Source organism: Burkholderia sp. JPY481 (assembly GCF_038900515.1).
Taxonomy (GTDB): Bacteria; Pseudomonadota; Gammaproteobacteria; order Burkholderiales; family Burkholderiaceae; genus Paraburkholderia; species Paraburkholderia youngii.
Window position 1 is genome coordinate 70,935 of sequence record NZ_JAYMRT010000015.1, and the last position, 20,439, is coordinate 91,373.

Consider the following 20,439-nt stretch of genomic DNA (forward strand, 5'->3'; position numbering starts at 1 on the left):
AGCGACGCCGGACCTCATGCGCGAGCAAGTCACGCGCCCGGAAAGCGCAGCTCGAAACGCACGACGCCCGGCTGCGGACACACCACACGCGCGCTGCCGCCATGCAGATGCATGATCGCCTTCACGATCGCGAGCCCGAGTCCGTTCGATTCCGTGAACGCGCTGCGCGCCGCGTCGCCGCGATAGAAGCGATCGAACAGCCGGTCGAGTTGCGCGGCCGGAATCGGCTGGCCCTCGTTTTCGACCGTCACCAGCGCGCCCGCCTGGTCCTGCGCGCCGCGCAGGCGCACGATCGTGTCGCCCGCGCCATAACGCACCGCATTGACGACCAGATTGTTGATCGCGCGGCGGCACAGCATCGGATTGGCCGATGCGATGCCTGCCGCGTCGACTTCGAAACGCATGCCGCGTTCGTCGGCCAGGCCTTCGAAATAGTCGGCGATTCTGACGAGCTCGCCATGCAGATCGACCGGCTGCCGCTCGATCGACAGCGCCGCATGATCCGCATGCGCGAGAAACAGAATGTTCTCCGCGATATGGCTCAGGCGATTCAGCTCCTCCAGATTCGATTCGAGCAGTTGCTGATACTCGTCGGGTTCGCGCGGCTGCGCGAGCGCCACCTGGGTCTGGCCGACCAGCGCGCCGACCGGCGTGCGGATTTCGTGCGCGAGATCGGCGGAAAACTGCTGCAGACGTTGATAGCCGTCGGCGAGACGATCGAGCATCGCGTTGAACGCATGCGTGAGTTGACGCAGTTCCAGCGGCGCCGCTCGATCGTCGAGCCGCACCGCCAGATTCGTCGGGGTGATTTGCGCGGCGCGGGTGGCGATCTCGCGCACCGGGCGCAGCGCGCGGCGCAGCACGCAGTAAGCGAGCAGCGTCGCCGCCAGCATGCCGGTCAGCGTCGCCAGCACGATGCGGTTGCGGTACTCGGCCAGCATGCGCATTTCATGTGTCATCGGATGGCCGGCGATCACCTCGACTTCGGTGCCATCCTCGCGCGCTGTCGCGGTTGCAATCGCCCAATGCACCGGCACGCCGTCGGGAAGGTGCGTCCGACGCACGTCGGTGGCGCGCGGCGGATCGCCTGCCGGGGCGGCCGGCAGATCAGGCACCGCGAGTCCGCCCGGATTCACGTCGACGAACGGCGCTTCGCCGGGCCGGCGGAAGATCAGCACGTCCTCCTCCGCGCCGAGCATCGTCTCGAACAGCAGCGGACGCTTTTTCAATTCGCTGACCGAGTAAAGGTCGTGCACGATGCGGCTGAAATGCTCGACGCGGCCGCTCAGCACGACATCGGCGCGGCGTTGCAGCGCGACTTCAGCGGAATGATAGAAATACGCGCCGAGCGAACCGATCACCGCGCAGGCGATCAGCGCGAACAGGAACGTGGTGCGCGCGATCAGCGAGCGTTCGGTCCAGAGTCTCATGCGCCGTCGCCGAACGTGTAGCCGATGCTGCGCACCGTGTGAATCAGCTTCCTCTCGAACGGGTGATCGACCTTCGCGCGCAAGCGCTTGATCGCCACGTCGACCACATTGGTGTCGCTATCGAAGTTCATGTCCCACACTTCCGATGCAATCTGCGAACGCGACAGCGCTTCGCCCTCGCGGCGCACCAGCAGATGCAGCAGCATGAACTCCTTGTTGGTCAGCGGAATGTCGACGCCTTCGCGCGTGACCCGGCGGCGCAACACGTCGAGCTTCAAGTCGGCGACTTCGAACACGTCGCTTTCGCGGATCACGCCACGGCGCAATAACGTGCGAATGCGCAGCACCAGCTCGGTAAACGAGAACGGCTTGACCAGATAGTCGTCGGCGCCGAGTTCGAGACCGCGAATGCGGTCGCTGACCTGATCGCGCGCGGTCAGGAAAATCACCCGCAAATCGCGTCGCGCGCGCAACGCCCGCATGATTTCCCAACCGTCGATGCCGGGCAGCATCACGTCGAGCACGACGAGTTCGTAGTCGTGCCCGAGCGCCAGGTGCAGGCCGTCCGTGCCGGTGCGCGCGAGGTCGACCGCGTAGCCGTTCTCGCGCAGGCCCTTCTTCAGATAGTCGCCGGTTTTCGGATCGTCTTCGATGACCAGAATGCTCATGATGCTCGCCGCTCCTGCGCACGATTCGGCCCGCAAGGCCGCGCTCGCGCGCGCAATAAACGCCTGACGGGAGCGCTCGAGAAAACCTGCGGCGCTCCCCCGGCGGCCATTCTACGTGGCCGCCTTCGGCCATTGATGACGTTTTTGTCATCCTCCCGTCACCTTGATGAGCCGATGCGGCGGCTAGTCTGATCGCACCATCCACCACGCTGCATCCCCTTCCTGGAGTTGCCTGATGAAGACCCGCATGAACACTGTCCGCGCACGCACGCTGCGCGCCCTCGCCGTCCCCGCCCTCGCCGCCGCGCTGTTCGCAACGTCGTTCGCGGCTTCGGCCCAGACTGCCGCGCCGACCGGCGTGCGCGGCACGGTCACGTCGCTGTCGGGCGATCTGCTCAAAGTCCATACGCGCGACGGCCAGGACGTCGACGTGAAGCTTGCCGCCGACACGCCGATTCGCGGCGTCACGCTCGCCAACGTCGCCGACATCAAACCGGACAGCTATGTCGGCACCGCCGCGATTCCGCAGGCCGACGGCACGCTGAAAGCGCTCGAAGTGCATGTGTTCCCGCCGAGCATGCGCGGCTCGGGCGAAGGTCATCGACCGTGGGATCTCGGCGCGAACAGCACGATGACGAACGGCACGGTCGGCTCGCTGGTGGTCAGCAACGGCCGCACGATTACCGTCAAGTACAAGGACGGCGAGAAGAAGATCGTGATTCCGCAGGACGTGCCCATCGTCAGTCTGGAGCCTGGCAGCCGCGCGCTGCTGACGCCCGGCGCGAAGGTCGTGCTGTTTGCGCACAAGGAGGCGGACGGCTCGATGGCGGCGAACTTCATTTCGGCCGGCGAGCATGGCGTGACGCCGCCGATGTAACGCGGCACTTCGTTCGTCTTCCTCCCTCTCGTCTTTGAAGCCAATGCCCGACTCGCAAGCATCTCTGATCGTTCATCCTCTCTTCGTTCGCGTGACGCACTGGATCAACGCGTTCGCGATGGTCTGCATGGTGATGAGCGGCTGGGCGATCTATAACGCGTCGCCGATCTTTCCGTTCCGGTTTCCCGTATGGGCGACGGTCGGCGGATGGCTCGGCGGCTCGATCGCATGGCACTTCGCGGCGATGTGGCTGCTCTGCGTGAACGGGCTGCTGTATCTCGCGTACGGCGTCGCGAGCGGTCATTTGCGTCGCAAGCTGCTGCCGGTGCGTGCCCGCGACGTCGCGCGCGATGCGGCGCTTGCGTTGCGCTTCAGACTGCCGCACGAGACCGGCAGGTACAACGCCGTGCAGCGCGCGTTGTATCTGCTGGTGCTGCTGCTCGGCGTGCTGCTCGTCGCATCCGGACTGTCGATCTGGAAGCCGGTGCAATTCTCGTGGCTGACCGCGCTGTTCGGCGGCTTCGATTTTGCGCGGCGCGTGCATTTCGTCGCGATGGCCGGCGTGGTCGGCTTCGTCGTCGTGCATCTGCTGCTGGTGCTGCTGGTGCCGCGCACGTTGCCGCCGATGTTCACCGGACGCGCCCAGCACGGCACGCCTCGCATCGATCAAGCCCCCCAGAGGACTCGCGCATGAGCGCCCCGCAACGAACCGACACGGCGAACGATACGCACGCCAATACAGACGGCGCGCGCCGCTCACGCATCGTGCTTGCCGAGCACCGGCCGCAAATCGAGCAATTGCAGCGCCGTCTATTTCTGCGCTCGTCGCTATCGATCGGCGCGCTCGCGATGCTGTCCGGCTGCAACCTGCAGGACAACGATTCCGTCGACAAGGTGCTGTGGGCGATGTCGCGCTGGAACGATCGCGTGCAGGCGTGGCTGTTCGATCGCAACAAACTCGCGCCGACCTATGCGGCGCGCGATATCACCGATCCGTTTCCGTTCAACGCTTTCTATCCCGAGTTCGATGCGCCCAATATCGACGGCTCGAGCTTTCGGCTCGAAGTGTCCGGGCTCGTCGCGGACAAGCGAAGCTGGAGTCTCGAGCAGCTGCGCAAGTTGCCGCAGGTTTCGCAGATCACGCGCCACGTGTGCATCGAGGGATGGAGCGCGATCGGACAATGGAGCGGCGTACCGTTTCGCACGTTTCTCCAACTGATCGGCGCCGATTTGAGCGCGCGCTACGTGGGCTTCAAATGCGCGGACCGCTATTACTCGAGCCTCGACATGGCGACCGCGCTGCATCCGCAAACACAATTGACGCTCGATTTCCGCAACGCGCCGCTGCCGGCCAAATACGGTTATCCGCTGAAGCTGCGTGTGCCGACCAAGCTCGGCTTCAAGAACCCGAAGCATATCGCCGCGATCTTCGTGACCAACACGAATCCCGGCGGCTACTGGGAAGATCAGGGCTACAACTGGTTCAGCGGGCTTTAGACCGCGGTCACGTAACGCGGCACCGGCTTGTGCGCGCGCGGCAGCGGCGCATCGTGAGCGGCGCGCATGCGCTTGACTTCGTCGCCGGGACTCAGGCCGAATAGCCGCTTGAACTCGCGGCTGAACTGTGACGCGCTTTCATAGCCGACCCGCGCGGCGGCTGCGCCCGCATTCAGGCCATCCTGCACCATCAACAGACGCGCATGATGCAGACGCGTGGTCTTCACGTACTGCATCGGCGACGTCGCGGTGACCGCCTTGAACTGCGCATGAAACACCGCGAGGCTCATGCCGGCCTCGGCCGCGAGCGTATCGACATCGAGCGAGCCGTGGTAGTCCGCATGGATGCGCCGCAGCGCCTTGGCGATGCGGCCAAAGTGATTCTGATGCGTGAGCGCCGCGCGAATCGCGCCGCCCTGCTCGCCGGTCAACACGCGATAACAGATTTCCCGCACGATGCCAGGGGCGAGGATGCGCGCATCGAGCGGCGATGCGAGTGCTTCCATCAGACGCTTCACTGCGCCGCTCAGCGCGGAATCGAGCGGCGTCGAGTAGATGCCGGCCGGTTCGTGCTGCGCGACACCCTGAGTCTCGTTGAGCGCCATCAGCAACTCGGCGACCATCGTCAGATCGACGCGCACGGAAATGCCGAGAAAAGGCTCCTGTTCGCTTGCTTCGGTCTCGCATTCGAACGGCAACGGCACCGACAGCACCAGGTACTGCTGCGCGTCGTACTGGAACACCTGATCGCCGATAAAGCCGCGCTTGCGTCCCTGGCAGACGATTACGATACTCGGCTCGTACATCACCGGCCTGCGCGCCATCGGCTGATTCGCGCGCAGCAGGTCGACGCCTTCGAGGCTCGAACGCGTGATGCCGGCATTCGGCGCGAGCAGATTGAACAGTTCGAGCACGCGGCGCTGCGCCGCATCGTTCGTAACGGAATCGACAGCTTGAGTGGACATGACGATATGGTGACAGCCAGGAGAATAATGCCTGGAATTTAGCACCAAACAGTGTATCGCGCTGTTCCTCCAGAGTTTTAGGCAAACCTTCAAGACAATCAGGTATTCCACGACGGGTGTCGGACTCCTAAGATGGGAACCCTGCCGGATCGCCCTTTTTGCCGCGCGCAGCGTGCGCGGTCATTGGCCACCATCAATTTGCTCGACGCGGATGTTGGCCACCGATGCACGCTCCCCGATTCCGGTTCATGCTGCGGTCCGCCGCATCCGCAACCCCCTGTTGCGCATCGCCGGCGCGTCGTATGTTGCGCCATCACCCTCTTTGCTGGAGCTACCCATGAGCACGACGTATGCCTATGCAGCGACCGACGCCACCACGCCGCTCGCCCCGTTTGAATTACAGCGCCGCGCACCGCGCGCCCATGACGTGCAGATGGAAGTGCTGTACTGCGGCGTGTGCCATTCCGACCTGCATCAGGCGCGCAACGAATGGAAGAACACGATCTACCCGGTCGTGCCGGGCCACGAAATCGTCGGCCGCGTGACCGCGGTCGGTCCGAATGTGACGAAGTACAAGGTCGGAGAACTGGTCGCGGTCGGCTGTCTGGTCGATTCGTGCCGCACCTGTTCGAGCTGCGCGGAAGGTCTCGAGCAGTATTGCGAGAACGGCTGGGTGGGCACGTACAACGGTGTCGATCGCGTCGACGGACAGATCACGTACGGTGGCTATTCGACGCAACTGGTCGTCGACGAGGCTTTTACGCTGCGCGTGCCGCAGAATCTCGACCCCGCGGGTGTCGCGCCGCTGCTGTGCGCGGGCATCACCACGTATTCGCCGCTGCGCACGTGGGGCGTGGGCCCGGGCAAGAAGGTCGGAATTGTCGGCCTCGGCGGACTCGGCCATATGGGTGTGAAGCTGGCTCGTGCGATGGGCGCGCATGTCGTGCTGTTTACGACGTCGCCGTCGAAGATCGAGGATGCGAAGCGGCTTGGCGCGCATGAAGTCGTTGTTTCGAAGAATCCGCAGGAGATGGAAGCGCACGTGAATAGCTTCGATTTCATTCTCAATACGGTGGCGGCGCAGCACGATCTGAATCCGTTTTTGAATCTGCTGAAGCGCGATGCGACGATGACCCTGGTCGGTGCGCCGGAGCACGATCATCCGTCGCCGCAGGTGTTCAATCTGATTCTCAAGCGGCGGCGCCTTGCCGGTTCGCTGATTGGCGGTATTGCCGAGACGCAGGAGATGCTCGATTTCTGCGGGGAGCATGGCATTACTTCGGATATTGAAATGATTCCGATGCAGAAGATCAATGAGGCTTATGAGCGGATGCTCAAGAGCGATGTGAAGTATCGGTTTGTGATTGATATGGATTCGTTGCGGAAGTAATAGCTGCTTGTTTGCCGCGCAGCGGGTGGCTTTTTTTGCGCCCGCGGCGCGGGGCTCTGTTTTGTTTTGTTTTGTTGTTGTGTTTTCTTTGCCTTCGCGCTTTTTCTTTGTTCTTAGGGTGTTGGCCTTTCCTTGATTTCTTGTCGGTCTATTAGCGTTGCCCCTGTGCGGGGCGGCACCTACTTTCTTTGCTGCTGCAAAGAAAGTAGGCAAAGAAGACAGCTCAAACCGCCAGCTCATAAGCGGGGCCCTCGGTCCGCGTGAGGTAGTGGTGCATCTGGAATCTGTCATCTCGCGCATTCCGCGTTAGTGACAAGGCAGTCATACCTCCGGCGGCGCTGCGCGCGCCGAAGCACTGTTCTCAAACCATTGGTCGGTTTGGCGTGTCGCCGAGACGCAGCCGATGGCCCCACTAACACAAAAAACACACTGGTTTCCCCTGCATACCGGTCCGCGACGCACGTAGTGCGGAGTGGGATGGATGACGGCTTTGTCACTGCCGTCGAATGTGCGGGGGCACGGATTCCAGATGCACCACTGCCGCTCGTGGGGCACGGTGCCCGCTTAAGAATTAGCGGTTTGAGCTGTCTTCTTTGCCTACTTTCTTTGCAGCAGCAAAGAAAGTAGGTGCCGCCCCGCACAGGGGCAACGCCAATAGACCGACAAGAAATCAAGGAAAGGCCAACACCGCAGGAACAACGACAAAAGAACCGCCGCAGGCAAAAAAAGAAACCTCATTTGGAGCATCCCAGTGATCGACAGAATAACTGCAATGCGCACATTCATCCGAATCGTGGACACCAACAGCTTCACCCGCGCAGCGGAGTCATTGAACATTCCGCGTGCAACGGCGACGACGATCGTCCAGAACCTGGAAGCCCTGCTCGGAACAGCGCTATTAGTCCGCACGACGCGCCGCCTGAGCATCACGCCAGAAGGCGCCGCCTACTACGAACGCTGCGCGCAAATACTGGCCGACATCGACGAAATGGAAGCCAGCATCCGCAATTCGACCGACAACCTGACCGGCCGCCTGCGCATAGAAATGCCGAGCGCAGTAGCAAGCGCAATCGTGCTCCCATCGCTAGACGAGTTCCACGCCCTCTACCCGAACCTCGATCTCGCGATCGGCGTCAGCAACCGCACCGTCGATATGGTTTCCGAAGCAATCGACTGCAGCATCCAGCTCGGTGAATTGCCCGATTCCAATCTCGTCGCGCGGCAACTCGGCACCCTCGATCAGGTCACCTGCGCGAGTCCAGCCTATCTGGCTCGCCACGGCACGCCCGTCGATCTCGACGAGCTGCGCGCGCATGTCGCGGTCAACTGCGTGTCGCCGCATAGCGGCCGCGAATGCGACTTCGATTTCGAAGTGGACGGCGAAGCGCGCAAGGTCAAGCTCAATGGCTTCGTGCAGGTCAGCGACGAACAGGCGTACCTCACCTGCGGACTGCAAGGCCTCGGCATGATCCAGCCCGCGCGCATCGCCGCGCAGCCTTACCTCGATTCGGGCTTGCTGCATGAAGTGCTGCCGCAATGGAAACCCGTGCCGATGCCGGTCTCGGTCGCGTACGTGAAAAACCGCCGCGTGTCGCCGCGCGTGCGCGCATTCGTCGATTGGCTCGCCGAGCTGTTCGAGAAGGCCGGCCACGTCGAGCAGGATCTGTCGCGCGTGCGTCAGTTGCTGCGCGGCCTGCATCCCGCGTAAAGCGGGTGCGGGCGCGCGGCGCTCGCGCGTTGATTAGTTCATTGGCCGCACCGGCACCGGCCGCGTCAGCAGATCGACATAGAAATTGAAAAACGCCGGATTATCGAATCGCTTGACGACCGTCATCTTCTGTAAACCCGGCGGCGGCGAACTCGTGTAGCCCGTTGCCTTGCCATCGTTGGCGCCGATGCCCGTATCCACATCCACCCACTCCTCGACGGTCTGCGTCGCGAACGACGGATGCATCAGATACGCGAGCGTCAGCGTGTCCCAGATGTTCGTCGTGTAGTTCGGATTGGTCTCGAAGCCGTTCTTGCCGTCGTAGCCGTAACCGTTCAGCGTCTTGAACAGTTGCGTGATGATGGTCTGCTTCGCCGGATCGTGCGCAATGCGATCGTAAAGCGTCTTGTCCATTTGCACGGTATTCGTTACGTCGAGCGGAATCACCGTCTGTTTGATCGGCAGACGCAGCACCGTTTTCGCCGCTTCGGGATCGAACCACCAGTTGAATTCGGCGGTGGGCGTGGTATTGCCCGGCACGTCGATCGCGCCGCCCATGTAAATGATCTGCTTGATCAGCGGCACGATCTCGGGGTGCTCGCGGGTGGCCAACGCGATGTTGGTCAGCGGGCCGATTGCGAGAATCGTTACCTCGCCCGCAAAGCGTTTCACCGATTCGACGATGAAGTCGATCGCGCTCTGGCTTCGCACCTTCGTGTGCGTCGCGAAGCCGTCTGGCGGCGCGACCAGTTCACTAGCCGATTTCGGCTCCGGCTTGCTCCATGCGCCGATGTAACCGTCGCCGCCCGGGAATTCTTTCAGTTCACGCTGGATCGTCGTGAAGTCGTGCGACAACGCGTAATTGGCGCCCGCATACACGCCGATCTGCTGTTCGACGCCGAGCCGCTCGACCGATTTCAACGCATCGGCAACGCCCTGCTTCAGCCACTGATTGCCGGACACCACGGTAATGCCGAGCACTTTCAGCGAACCCTGCGCCTGCAGTTGCGCTGCCATCACGCCGAGCTGGCCATCGTCGCCGAGCGTGTTGTAGTCGCTGTCGATGATCACCTTCGGCGGATCGCTGCGGGCATTGACACCGTTGCTTGCGTAAGCCGTGAGATTGAGTGTGGTTGCCACGCTTGCCGCCCAGATCAATGCCACGAGAATTCGCCTCATCGATGCCTCGTTTGGAGTGCCGCTGAGTGACGCGGACAAGGAAATCATCATAGGCGCAAGCCCTATGAATGACGAACAATCAACGCGCCAGCGACAGTGCAAGCAAAAGCGGCTCGCGACGCCACTGCAACGTCGCGAGCCGCCTCGTATAGCGTGCTGTCAAAAGCCTGTTACTGCGATTCCTCCGCCCACACGGCGTTCTCCCGCGTCATCAGCGAGGTCGATGCCGCCGGTCCGAACGTGCCCGCCGAATACGAGCGCGGCCGCTCGCCCGACTTCGCCCAGCCGTCGAGAATCGGCTCGGCCCACGCCCATGCCGCTTCGAGTTCGTCGCGGCGCATGAAGTGCGTCAGCCGTCCGCGGATCACGTCGATCAGCAGCCGCTCATAGGCTTCCGCGCGACGCTCGGTGAACGCCTGCTGCAGGTCCAGGTTCAGGTTCACCGGCACCATGTGCATGCCGCTGCCGGGTTCTTTCGCGAGCACCTGCAGCTGGATCGACTCTTCGGGCTGCAACTGGATCACCAGACGATTGCCGTAGGTGCGTCCATTGCTCGGAATGATCGAGAACGGCAGCTCGGAGAATTCGATGACGATCTCCGACAGCTTCTTCTGCATCCGCTTGCCGGTGCGCAGGAAGAACGGCACGTTGGCCCAGCGCCAGTTGTTGATCCGCGCGCGCAATGCGACGAAGGTTTCGGCGCGGCTGCCCGGCGGCACGTTTTCTTCCTCGAGGTAGCCCTTGACCGCCTCCCCATCGACCGCGCCCGCCGTGTACTGGCCGCGCACCGTGTCGCGCGCGATGTCCTCGGGCGTCATCGGCCGCAGCGAGCGCAGCACCTTCAGCTTTTCGTCGCGCACCGCGTCGGGATCGAGCGACACCGGCGGCTCCATCGCGACGATGCACAGCAGTTGCAGCAGGTGGTTCTGCACCATGTCGCGCAGCGCGCCGGTCTTGTCGTAGAACCCCGCGCGAGTGCCCACGCCGACCGTTTCGGCCACCGTGATCTGCACGCTCTTGATGTACGGCGCCTGCCACAGCGGCCCGAAAATCGGATTGCCGAAGCGCAGCACCATCAGGTTCTGCACGGTTTCCTTGCCGAGGTAGTGGTCGATCCGGTAGATCTGCGATTCTTCGAAATGCCTGCCGACCGCGTTGTTGATTTCCTGCGCGGACGCGAGATCGTGGCCGAGCGGCTTTTCGAGCACCACGCGCGAATGGCTGTCGACGAGCCCGGCCGCCGACAGGTTGTCGCAGATATTGGTGAACAGATCCGGCGACGTCGCCAGATAGAACACACGGTTCACGCCGTCGCGCGACGCTTCCTTCAGGCGCAGGTAGTCCTCGCGCGAATCGACGTCCATCCGCACGTATTCGAAAATCGCGAGAAATTTGTCCCACGCGGATGCATCGAACGCCTTCTTGTCGATGAAGGGCTTGGCCTTCTGCTCCATGAATTCGCTGATGTATTCCTCGCGCGACCAGGGCTTGCGCCCGATCGTCAGAATGCGGGTGTCCGGCGGCAGATTGCAGTGCAGATGCGCCATATACAGCGCGGGCAGCAGCTTGCGGAACGACAGGTCGCCGGTGCCGCCGAAGATGATCATGTCGAGCGGCAGGTCGGGTGTGGCAGGAGCTTGTTGGGTCGTCATGGCACGGTCGCAGCGTCTAGGGGGAAGGCGTCGATCAGGAATCGGCGGCGGGCGGACGGGCTAAAGCTCACGTCCGGTATGGCGCTTTTTCCGGCAAACATCTATGGTGCAACGTTTTGAGATAGTTTGCACGGCAACATCTGCCGCAGGTTAGCGCAAGTTGCCAAGCTTGCGCGCCACATGGTTGTTTTTTCGGGATATTTTGCGTGATTTTGGCGGGTGGACCGCTAACGATCAGCCGCGCGCCAGCGCCTCTCGCGCGACCCGGCACGCGGCCAGATCCCACGCCGCGCAGCCGACGCTCTTGAACACCACGGGTCCCGCCGGCACCGGCTGCGTCTCACCGAGCACCGCGGCGATCGCGCCCACCCGCGCCCAGTCAACGCCGGCCTGAATGAAATCGCCGGCCTCGTGCTTGGCGCCGGCCTCGTCGTCGACGTACAGCGCGCTGCCCGCGATCGTCGTCGCGCCGATCTCGACCATCTGCGGCGTGAAAGCGCCGACGCCGATCACGAGCCGCTCCGCGCGCGCCGTCTCGTCGTAGACCGGCTGTTTGCTGGTGGTCAACGCAATCACGACCTCGACCGAAGCCGGAATCGTCGCGCCGCCTTCCGCGAGCGGCCGCAACTCACGCACCTTGCCGCGCTGCGCCGCGCAGAACGCCTCGGCGCGCGCGGGCGCGCTGCCCTTGACCCACACGAGCGCGTCCGGAAACAGTTCGCCGATCGCTTGCAGATGATTGAGCGCCTGCGTGCCGGTGCCTATCAGCAGGAATTCGCGCGGCGTGCTCGCGGCGAACGTCGCGATGCCGAGCATCGACATCGCCGCGGTCCGGCGGCCCGTCACGGTCGGACCGTCGAGGACGAACAGCGTCTCGCCGGTATCGGCATCGAAGGCCATGACCTGGCCGTGGATCGTCGGCAGATCGCGCGCGCCGTTGGTCGCGCACACGTTGACGAGCTTGTGGATCGCCAGATCGGGCGCGGTGGCGGGCATCGACAGCATGATGCCGCCGGCATTCAGCGGCACGACGAGCCGCTCGGGGCTCACGATGCGTCGTTGCGCGTAGTCGATGCTTGCGCGCCGTAATGCGTCGACAAGCGCTGCAAAAGGCATCAGCCGCGCGGTGGCGGCGGCGTCGAAGATCTGCGTGGTCGGGCGGGTCATGGGCGGGACGGTCCAATGCTGGATCAAGTGGGCATGGCGTCACCGTAACCGAGCGCAGAAAAATTGACTAGTCGTGTGGGCGTCTACTTGCCGCCGTTACCGTCGCGGTTCTGGTCGCGGTTCTGATCTCCGTTCTTGCCGTTGCCGTTGCCGAACATCGCCCGACACGCGGGGCTCAGTTCGTCGAGGTGCCGCTTCATGCAGGCGATGATCTTCGCCCGGTGCGGAATCTCCGAAGCGCAAAAATGGAACGCATCGTGACGGCACGCATGGGCCTGTTCTTCGCGGGTCGCGGCATGCGCGGCGCCGGCAGCGTCGAGCACGACGAGGCCGGCAGCAAGCAGACGGAAAGCTCGATTCATGGAAGATCCGATCGGTCGCACGTCGAAGATGCTGCATTAGCAGGAAACAGACCCGAATCGCGAACGCCGCGTCATGCCCGGCGCGCCAGCTAGCTCGTGCTGCGGCCGAGCGTCATCCCACGCCCTGCATAGAAACGCGACATCGTCGTGAACGGCAGGTACACGTCGGACTGGTGCGGCGCGACGCCCGACGGGTTATGGAACCACACGCCGTCGCGATCCCGCCCGTGCAGCAGGATCAGATGACCGCCCCGCTGCCGGTTCGGCCGCTCCGGATAGCGGATCTCGGGGCTCACCGACACGATCGCGAGCGTATCGGCGTCGAGCCGCGCCGCGATCTCCTCGAGCGACGCCTGCGGCAGCACGTCGATGTCGAGGCCGAAGGCCGGGCCCGCCCAGTCGGCGAACGGCCGGTAGATCAGACCGTCGACGCCGCCATCGTCGCGCAGCCGATACACGCCGTGCCGCAGCGCGTCGTCGAGCAATGCGGCGCGCGGCGCGTGATCGATGCCCCAGTAGTCGAGCGCCGATTCGAGGCACGTCAGCCCGCACAGGCGTTGCGCCCAGAAACGATAGCGCTCGGGGTCGGCGAAACCGCTGCGCTGCCAGTGCGGGTCTTCGCACGGATCGCGCTGCCGTTCGACGATGTCGCGCACCCACTCGGGGCTGCCCCATTGCGTGTAGTACGGAACATCGGCGTGGCGGAGAACGGGTTCGGTCATCGGTGGTATCGGTCGGGTTGAGTTGGGTTGGGTTGGGTCGCGTTGCGCGCGGTTACAGCATGCTGCGCGGCCGCTTCATCGTGCCGTCGAAGAAACGCTGCAAACGGAACGCCGACAGATCGAGCGACGCGTTGCCGCCATCGTTGAGTTCAGCGAGCAGCTTGCCGACGATCGGCCCCATCGCGAACCCATGTCCGCAGAAGCCGGTCGCGATCGTCAGGCCTGGGACCTGCGGCGGCGCATCGATGACCGGAATGCCATCGGGCAACACGTCGATCAGCCCGGCCCACGCCTCCACCACCTGGGCGTCGCGCAACGCCGGAAACAGCGCGCGCAGCTTTTCCAGCGCGCGCGGCGCGTGGCTCGGATTCGGCTGCGGATGCGGGTCGCGCGGATAAATCCCACGTTCGGCGTCGGGCACGCCGCCGGGCAGACGCTCGCGCAGATCGCGCAGACAGGCGCCGTTCAGATGGAAGCTGAACTTCTCGCGCTGGGTCCACAGCTCGGGCAGAAACCATTTGAGCGCGCGGAAATGGCCGAGCGTCATGTCGACGTCGACCTGCATGTCGTCGGCGAGGTTGATCGCGCCGTTCGCGCGCTGACGGATGCCGAGGCCGTGGCCCCAGAACGTCGACGCCGTGATCGGCGGCAGCGGATTGGTGCGCATGCAGGTACCGCGCACCGCCTGCTGCGGCAGTTCGAGACCGAGCGTCCTGAGGAGCCGCCAGCTGCTCGCGCCGGCCGCGCAGATGAGACGCGAGGTACGAATCGTGCCGCGCTCGGTGACCACACCGGCGATCGCGCCGCCCGCGCGTTCGACGCCCACCACGCCGCAGCCCTCGAAAAACAGCGCGCCGGCTTCGGCCGCGCGGGCGGCGAACGCCGCGGCGGCACGGCGCGGTTCGGCCTGGCCGTCGCTCGGCGTGTACAGGCCGCCGAGCGCGGGGCCCTGCATGCCGCTGACGACGGCGTCGATCTGCCCGCGGTCGAGCGTGCGGGTGTCGAGGCCATACTGACGCGCGACTTCGAGCCATTGCTGGAACGAAGTCCAGTCTTCGTCATTGGTCGCGACGTACAGGCAACCGCCCTGGCGCCATTCGAGATCGAAATTCAGCTCACGCTCGAGTTCTTTCCACAATGGAATGCTCGCCATCATCAGCGGCACCTCGGCGGCCTCGCGACCCTGCTGACGCACGAAGCCCCACGCGCGCGACGACTGCTGCCCGGCGATCCGCGACTTGTCGAGCACCACCGCCGACAGGCCGCGCCGCGCCAGGTAATAAGCGGCCGCGCAGCCCATGATGCCGGCACCGGCGATCACGACGTCGGCGCGGCTGGGAAACGGTTGGTCGGCGGGCGTGAAGGTCGAGTGCAGCGGGTAAGTCGTGGTCATTGGTTGGGCGGGTTGGAGACGTGGGCGTCATCTTCGCAGTGGCGGCCATTGTCCGCAATGCCGCGTGAGTTCGGCACCGCTGCAGGTCGCAGCCGGGACGGCACGCCGGCTCCTGGCGGAATCCCGAGTTATCCGTTAAACGGATATTCGTCGATTATCTGTCACGCAAATATTTGACAAATATTCGTGTAACGCATAAATTGCGTTTATTCGTCTCTCAGATAATCCGCCATGCTCCATCTGATCACCACGTCGGACCAGCTCGCGCAGCTGCTGGCGGCCAGCCGCCGCCAGGCCGGCTTCACGCAGACCGAGGCGGCCGCGCGCGTCGGCGTGAGCCAAAGCCGCATTTCCGCGCTCGAAACCGATGCGAGCGGGCTCACGCTCACCCAGCTGCTCGCGCTGTGCGGCGTCTACGGCCTGCAACTGCAGTTGCGCGACAAAAATCAGCCGGGCGCCGAGCCGGCGCCGAACGTCGAGTGGTGAGATGGCCCGGCAAACCGCCTCGAAGGCATTGTCGGTGTGGGCCAACGGCGAGCGCGTCGGCGTCTGGCGCCTGCCCGCGCGCGGCCCGATGGAGTTCGCCTACGACGCCGCCTGGATCGCGTCGCCCGCGGGTCGTCCGCTGTCGCTGTCGCTGCCGTTCACACCCGGCAACATGACGCACAAAGGGCCGCGGGTGCTCAACTACTTCGACAACCTGCTGCCCGACAGCGACGCTATCCGCAAACGCATCGCGCAGCGCTACCGGACCGAAACGCTCGACGCGTTCGACCTGCTGCGGGCCATCGGCCGCGACTGCGTCGGCGCGGTCCAGCTGCTCGGCGAAGACGACGCGCCGGCCGGGGTTCAGCGCATCGAAGGCACGCCGCTTTCCGACGACGACATCGAGGCGCTGCTCGCGCAAACGGTGGGCAAACCGACGCTCGGCGCGCCCGACGAACCCGACGACTTCCGCATCTCGCTCGCCGGCGCGCAGGAGAAAACCGCGCTGCTGTGGCACGACGGCCAGTGGCAGCGGCCGCACGGCGCGACCCCGACCACGCATATCTTCAAGCTGCCGTTGGGGCTGGTCGGCAACCGGCTCGCCGATCTGAGCACGTCGGTCGAAAACGAGTGGCTGTGCATGCGGATTCTGCGCGCGTTCGGCCTGCCGGTCGCGAACACCGAGGTGCTCAGCTTTGGCCGGCAGCGCGTGCTCGCCGTCGAACGCTTCGACCGGCAGATGCATTCGAGCGGCACCTGGCTATTGCGTTTGCCGCAGGAAGACTTCTGCCAGGTGTACGGCGTGCCGTCGCATCGCAAGTACGAGAACGAGGGCGGCCCCGGCGTGCTCGACCTCGCGCGGATTCTGCAGCAGTCGGTCGACGCGCGGCAGGACCTCGAGACCCTGCTCGCGAGCCAGATCCTGTTCTGGATGCTGGCCGCGCCGGACGGCCACGCGAAGAACTTCAGCATCCGTCTGCTCGCGGGCGGCCAGTACCGTCTGACGCCGCTTTACGACGTAATGTCGATCTGGCCGGTCGAAGGCAATGGCCCGAACCAGTGGTCGTGGTACAAGGCACGGCTCGCGATGGGTCTGTGGTCGCGCAGCAAGCACGATGCGTTTCGCGATGTGCAGCGGCGTCATTTCAACGCGATGGCGTTGAAGTGTTCGTACGGCGCCAACGCCGAACCGCTGATCCAGCGTCTGATCGAACAGACGCCCGGCGTGATCGAGCGGGTGTCGGCGGAATTGCCCGAGCGCTTTCCGGGCAAGGTCGCCGAGCGGATTTTTAAAGGACTTCAAAACTCGGCGGCCCGGCTCGACACGATGCCGGCAAGCTGAACGCTTCGCGGCCGGAAGCCGGAACCGTTGGCTTGCGCACAACTCATTCGTGGATTCCCTACGGTTTCGTCATCGTTTCACCGGTAGAATGCTTTTTAATGCTCAATGCATCAAAAGTCACCCGCGCGACGGCTGCGTCGCTTGCATTAGCGGCCTCGGCGACGGTCTGACAAAATCATAAACAGTGAATTTTTTTACGGTACATTTGCTGTCCCCGCGTGGCCGATTCATGCGCATTGCATGCGCAAGGTCGGTTTGCGCCTGTCGACCGCGTACCACTTGTACCTTTTAACTCGCGGATTTTCACGCCGTATGGCCAACGAAACACACTCACCGGACTCCATCGCGGTTGCCGAGCGCGTGCGCGAGTTGATGAGCCGGCATGGAATCGGCAAGCGCCAGCAAACCACGGAGCTATGCCGCATCCTCGATCTGAGTTTTTCTCAGGGGCACCGCAAACTGCGCGGCAATAGCCCATGGACGCTGTCGCAGATCAAGAAAGTCGCCGAGGTATTCGACGAACCGGCGGCGCAGCTGTTCGGCGCGCAGTCGCTCGATCCGGGCGTGGTCGGCGCGATCGCCCAGGAGGCGGTGTTCTGCATCGGCGCGACCGAAATCGCCTGTACCGCGTGGGTCGGCGCCGCGCTGGAACCGGGCAGCCGTCCGGAGTTCGTCGCCTATTCGCGGCTCGGTCAATGGCGTGTCTCGCGTCATGATGGCGCGCTGTATCAGAGCGCCTATGAAGTCCACAAGATCGAGATCTACCCGCGCCGCGCCGAAACCGACAAGCCTGCGATCGCGGTCGTCGACGACGATTGCGCGAGCGCCGATAACCTGCGCGACTATCTGGAGCGCAGCGGCTTCACGGCGGTCGCGATCTATGGGCTCGCCGCCTTCAGCGAGCAGTTGCAAACGCAGGTGTTCGACGGCGTGATCATCGACTGGCTGTTCGGCTCGCAGACCTCGGCGGCCGCGATTCGCGCGGTGCGCGCGTCGGAGAACCCGGACGCGCCGATCTTCGTGCTGACCGGCGAGCTGCTGACCGGCAAGGCCAGCGAATCGGAGATCAGCGAGGTGATCCGCGATTACGACGTCGCGTGCTATGAGAAGCCCGCGCGCATGGCGATCCTCGTCGCCGATCTGTCGAAACGGCTGAACCGCCCCTGAACCGCGCGCGGCCCCCCCCCTCGCGCCCTCACGCCTGATGCCGCGCCGCCAGCGCGTGCTGCAGCGCGTGGTTCAGATCCTCGTAATGGACCGGCTTTAAGAGCGCCTCGAACACCCACGGCACGCCCGTTACGCCACCTTCCTCATCCCGCACGACCTCCGGTGCGTACGCGCTGACCACGATCACCGGCACGCCCGCCGACGGTCCGCCGCGCGCCGCGAAGTCCTCGAGAAACGTGTAGCCGTCGCGCTCCGGCATATGCAGATCGAGCAGCACCACTTCGCAGCGGTGTGTATCGAGCCACGCGAGCGCGTCGTTGGCATTGCCGAGTGCGAGCGAGTCGTAGCCCATATGCGCGACCATCTCGCTGAGTGACTCGCGGATCAGGCGGTTATCGTCGATGATCAGCACGCACGGTTGCGCGCCGTCCGGCTCGGCTTGCGCCGCGACGTCGGCCGGCTCGATGGTGGCGACCGGCACGACCGGAATCGTCACGGTGAAGCGGGTGCCCTCGCCGACCGTGCTCGCGACATCCACGGTGCCGCCGAACAGCTTGACGAGCCCTTGCACGATCGTGAGCCCCATGCCGGCGCCTTCGAAACGGCGCGTGCGCTTCGCGTCGAGCTGAGTGAACTCCTCGAAGATCAATGGGATTTGCTCGGACGGCACGCCCGGTCCCGTATCGCTGACGACGAAAACCAGCAGCGCCGGCTGCTGGCGCAGCTCGATGCGCACCGTGCCGGTCTCGGTGTAGCGGATCGCGTTGGTGACGAGGTTGTTGACGATCTGCCGGATGCGGTGCGGGTCCGACTCGACCAGCCCGCGCGCGCCGCTCGCCTCGCTTTCGAGCTTCAGGCCGCGCGCCTTGGCGGACATCGTGTGTTCATCGACGATCGACGCCAGCAGCTCGCGCGGCTCGAAATGCTGGTGCCGCAGTTCGAGCTTGCCGGCGCCGAGGCGCGCGTAGTCGGTCAGGTCCTTCATCTGCGCTTCGAGATGGCGCGCCGCGGTTTCGAGCCGCTGGATCACCTTGCGGTCGGCCTCCGAGTGATAGTGGAAGCCGAGCAGTTCCACCGACGACACGATCGCATGCAACGGCGTGCGCAGCTCATGGCTGATCATGCCGAGAAACGCATCCTTCGCGAGGCTCGCCTCGCGCGCCGCGCGGCTCGCCTGATGCTCGGCTTCCAGCGCCGCGCGCTGCTGGCGCATGAGCCGCGTGCGGCGCCGGCCGTTGAGCACGAGCAGCAGCGTCGCCGCCGCCGACAGCAACAGCAGCACCAGACCGCCCGCGAACAGGATGCGGCGCTTGTCGATGAAATCGCGATTCATCGCCTCGCGGTCGGCGACATCGGCGAAACGGCGCGACAGCGCGAGATCGTTGACCTCGCTCCAGTGCTGGCGCAGCTGCGCGCCGATCCGCGCGGCATGGGTGCGGTCGCGCGGCAGTACGTCGATCTCGGGCTGGATGTCGTCGAGCATATCCTCGAGCGTCTTGATTTCGTCGATCTGCCGTTGCAACAGAGCGAGCTGCGTGGAGAGCCGCTGCGTCGAACCGGCCATCACGCGCAGCTTCGATTGCAGCAGCTGAAAGCGCAGCAGCAGCCGCTGATAGTCGTCGTCGGCGCCGGACTGATACAGCAGCAGCTGATTCTCGAAGCGGGCGTAGGCGATCTGCAGCTGTGCGGCGTCCCAGTAGAAACCGTCGTAGGTGCCGGTCAACTGCTCGGTCGCGCGCGGGTTCAACAGGTTCGCATACAGCAGATAGCCGATCGCGCCGACGGGCGCGGCGAGCGCCATCAGCCAGATCAGCACGTACATTGCGCGCCGCCATGGACGGCGCGCTATTTGACGATGAGGGCCTTGATCTGCCATACGAATTTCGAGTCGCCGACCGCGCCAGTCAGTTCATCCGGAAAAGCATCGCGCGGATAGATCAGAAACAGCGGCCCGAAGTCGCTGAGTTTCAGGCGCTGGCCGTTCATGCTGTACGCGACGATCACGCCGTAGCGGTCGCAGTCCGCGACCGGCACGGTGTAGGTGTAATCGTCGTAGGTGTGAAGCTCGATTTCGGTGCCGCGCGCGCCGACGGCCTTCAGGATGTCGGCGAGCCTGGGACCGGCGAACGTCGAGCGCGGTGTCCAGGTGGTCGAAGTCGTGATCGTATGCACGGGCAGCGCGAGCAGTTGAGCCTCGTCGAAGTGATAGCTGCGATGCGCGGCGTCGTTGGTGTTGGCGATCTTGCCCTCGACGTCGAGCGCCAGCGCCGGCGACTGCCGCACGCCCGGCTGCGCATGCGCGCCATAGACAGTAAGCCCGACGATCAGTCCCGCGAGCCCCGTCAGCCAGCGCACCCACCAGCGCACACCAGTTCCGCCGGCTGCATCGCGCAGCGTTGCAATCAGGTTGGCCATTTGCTTTTTTTATCCGTTC

General features: G+C 64.4%; 19 protein-coding genes. 8 read left to right on the forward strand and 11 right to left on the reverse strand.

Annotated features, from left to right (window positions below):
• Positions 1–29: 29 nt before the first annotated feature.
• Both VSR82_RS29130 and VSR82_RS29135 read right to left on the reverse strand, forming a co-directional pair.
• Positions 30–1,430, reverse strand: a complete 1,401-nt coding sequence (locus tag VSR82_RS29130; RefSeq protein WP_429457600.1) for a heavy metal sensor histidine kinase — start codon at positions 1,428–1,430, stop codon at positions 30–32.
• Positions 1,427–2,098 carry a heavy metal response regulator transcription factor gene (locus VSR82_RS29135; protein ID WP_429457598.1) on the reverse strand — a complete coding sequence of 224 codons (672 nt, stop codon included), beginning with the start codon at positions 2,096–2,098 and terminating at the stop codon, positions 1,427–1,429. The genes VSR82_RS29130 and VSR82_RS29135 overlap by 4 nt, the downstream gene beginning before the upstream one ends.
• Positions 2,099–2,345: 247 nt before the next feature.
• Between VSR82_RS29135 and VSR82_RS29140 the strand changes: the two genes are divergently transcribed.
• The 3 genes from VSR82_RS29140 to VSR82_RS29150 are packed head-to-tail and all read left to right on the forward strand — an operon-like array spanning position 2,346 to position 4,472.
• On the forward strand, positions 2,346–2,975 hold the full coding sequence (locus VSR82_RS29140) for a hypothetical protein (protein ID WP_429457596.1): 630 nt from the start codon (positions 2,346–2,348) through the stop codon (positions 2,973–2,975).
• Between the two features lie 43 nt (positions 2,976–3,018).
• The gene (locus VSR82_RS29145; protein WP_368585356.1) at positions 3,019–3,669 is read left to right on the forward strand and encodes a cytochrome b/b6 domain-containing protein; all 651 of its coding nucleotides are present in this window, start codon (positions 3,019–3,021) and stop codon (positions 3,667–3,669) included.
• Positions 3,666–4,472 (forward strand): molybdopterin-dependent oxidoreductase, encoded by an 807-nt coding sequence (locus tag VSR82_RS29150; protein ID WP_429457594.1) that lies wholly within the window; start codon positions 3,666–3,668, stop codon positions 4,470–4,472. The genes VSR82_RS29145 and VSR82_RS29150 overlap by 4 nt, the downstream gene beginning before the upstream one ends.
• Here VSR82_RS29150 and VSR82_RS29155 read toward each other — a convergent pair.
• A complete protein-coding gene (locus tag VSR82_RS29155; RefSeq protein WP_368585354.1) occupies positions 4,469–5,437 on the reverse strand; it encodes an AraC family transcriptional regulator in 969 nt (322 codons plus the stop codon). The two genes, VSR82_RS29150 and VSR82_RS29155, sit on opposite strands and share 4 nt — an antisense overlap.
• A 337-nt stretch (positions 5,438–5,774) precedes the next feature.
• Between VSR82_RS29155 and VSR82_RS29160 the strand changes: the two genes are divergently transcribed.
• The gene (locus VSR82_RS29160) at positions 5,775–6,827 is read left to right on the forward strand and encodes an NAD(P)-dependent alcohol dehydrogenase (RefSeq protein WP_368585353.1); all 1,053 of its coding nucleotides are present in this window, start codon (positions 5,775–5,777) and stop codon (positions 6,825–6,827) included.
• 751 nt (positions 6,828–7,578) lie between these two features.
• Positions 7,579–8,535, forward strand: a complete 957-nt coding sequence (locus VSR82_RS29165; RefSeq protein WP_368585352.1) for a LysR family transcriptional regulator — start codon at positions 7,579–7,581, stop codon at positions 8,533–8,535.
• A 33-nt stretch (positions 8,536–8,568) separates the two neighbouring features.
• Here VSR82_RS29165 and VSR82_RS29170 read toward each other — a convergent pair whose 3' ends face one another.
• From VSR82_RS29170 to VSR82_RS29195, 6 genes are all read right to left on the reverse strand, one after another.
• On the reverse strand, positions 8,569–9,714 hold the full coding sequence (locus VSR82_RS29170; protein WP_498858283.1) for a nucleoside hydrolase: 1,146 nt from the start codon (positions 9,712–9,714) through the stop codon (positions 8,569–8,571).
• Between the two features lie 170 nt (positions 9,715–9,884).
• The gene (gene zwf / locus VSR82_RS29175; RefSeq protein WP_429457589.1) at positions 9,885–11,366 is read right to left on the reverse strand and encodes a glucose-6-phosphate dehydrogenase; all 1,482 of its coding nucleotides are present in this window, start codon (positions 11,364–11,366) and stop codon (positions 9,885–9,887) included.
• A 234-nt stretch (positions 11,367–11,600) separates the two neighbouring features.
• Positions 11,601–12,533, reverse strand: coding sequence for a bifunctional Delta(1)-pyrroline-2-carboxylate/Delta(1)-piperideine-2-carboxylate reductase (lhpI, locus tag VSR82_RS29180; protein ID WP_429457587.1), 933 nt, complete (start codon positions 12,531–12,533; stop codon positions 11,601–11,603).
• Positions 12,534–12,616: 83 nt separating this feature from the next.
• Complete coding sequence (locus VSR82_RS29185) at positions 12,617–12,895, reverse strand: hypothetical protein (protein WP_368585348.1); 279 nt, start codon at positions 12,893–12,895, stop codon at positions 12,617–12,619.
• Between the two features lie 89 nt (positions 12,896–12,984).
• Entirely contained in the window at positions 12,985–13,617 is a 633-nt protein-coding gene (locus tag VSR82_RS29190; protein WP_368585347.1) for a cysteine peptidase family C39 domain-containing protein, read from the reverse strand.
• A 52-nt stretch (positions 13,618–13,669) separates the two neighbouring features.
• On the reverse strand, positions 13,670–15,010 hold the full coding sequence (locus VSR82_RS29195; protein WP_429457584.1) for an NAD(P)/FAD-dependent oxidoreductase: 1,341 nt from the start codon (positions 15,008–15,010) through the stop codon (positions 13,670–13,672).
• A gap of 231 nt (positions 15,011–15,241) precedes the next feature.
• Here VSR82_RS29195 and VSR82_RS29200 point away from each other — a divergent pair, with 231 nt between their 5' ends.
• The 3 genes from VSR82_RS29200 to VSR82_RS29210 all read left to right on the forward strand — a co-directional run bounded on the left by VSR82_RS29200 (position 15,242) and on the right by VSR82_RS29210 (position 18,005).
• Entirely contained in the window at positions 15,242–15,496 is a 255-nt protein-coding gene (locus VSR82_RS29200) for a helix-turn-helix domain-containing protein (RefSeq protein WP_410849916.1), read from the forward strand.
• Position 15,497: 1 nt separating this feature from the next.
• Positions 15,498–16,838 (forward strand): type II toxin-antitoxin system HipA family toxin, encoded by a 1,341-nt coding sequence (locus VSR82_RS29205; RefSeq protein ID WP_368585344.1) that lies wholly within the window; start codon positions 15,498–15,500, stop codon positions 16,836–16,838.
• A 312-nt stretch (positions 16,839–17,150) separates the two neighbouring features.
• Positions 17,151–18,005: a helix-turn-helix domain-containing protein gene (locus tag VSR82_RS29210; RefSeq protein ID WP_152853852.1), complete on the forward strand. Its 855-nt coding sequence runs from the start codon at positions 17,151–17,153 to the stop codon at positions 18,003–18,005.
• Positions 18,006–18,033: 28 nt separating this feature from the next.
• Here VSR82_RS29210 and VSR82_RS29215 read toward each other — a convergent pair whose 3' ends face one another.
• Entirely contained in the window at positions 18,034–19,881 is a 1,848-nt protein-coding gene (locus VSR82_RS29215) for an ATP-binding response regulator (protein WP_498858284.1), read from the reverse strand.
• Positions 19,851–20,420: a putative pterin-binding protein gene (locus VSR82_RS29220; protein ID WP_429457579.1), complete on the reverse strand. Its 570-nt coding sequence runs from the start codon at positions 20,418–20,420 to the stop codon at positions 19,851–19,853. The genes VSR82_RS29215 and VSR82_RS29220 overlap by 31 nt, the downstream gene beginning before the upstream one ends.
• Positions 20,421–20,439 lie beyond the last annotated feature (19 nt).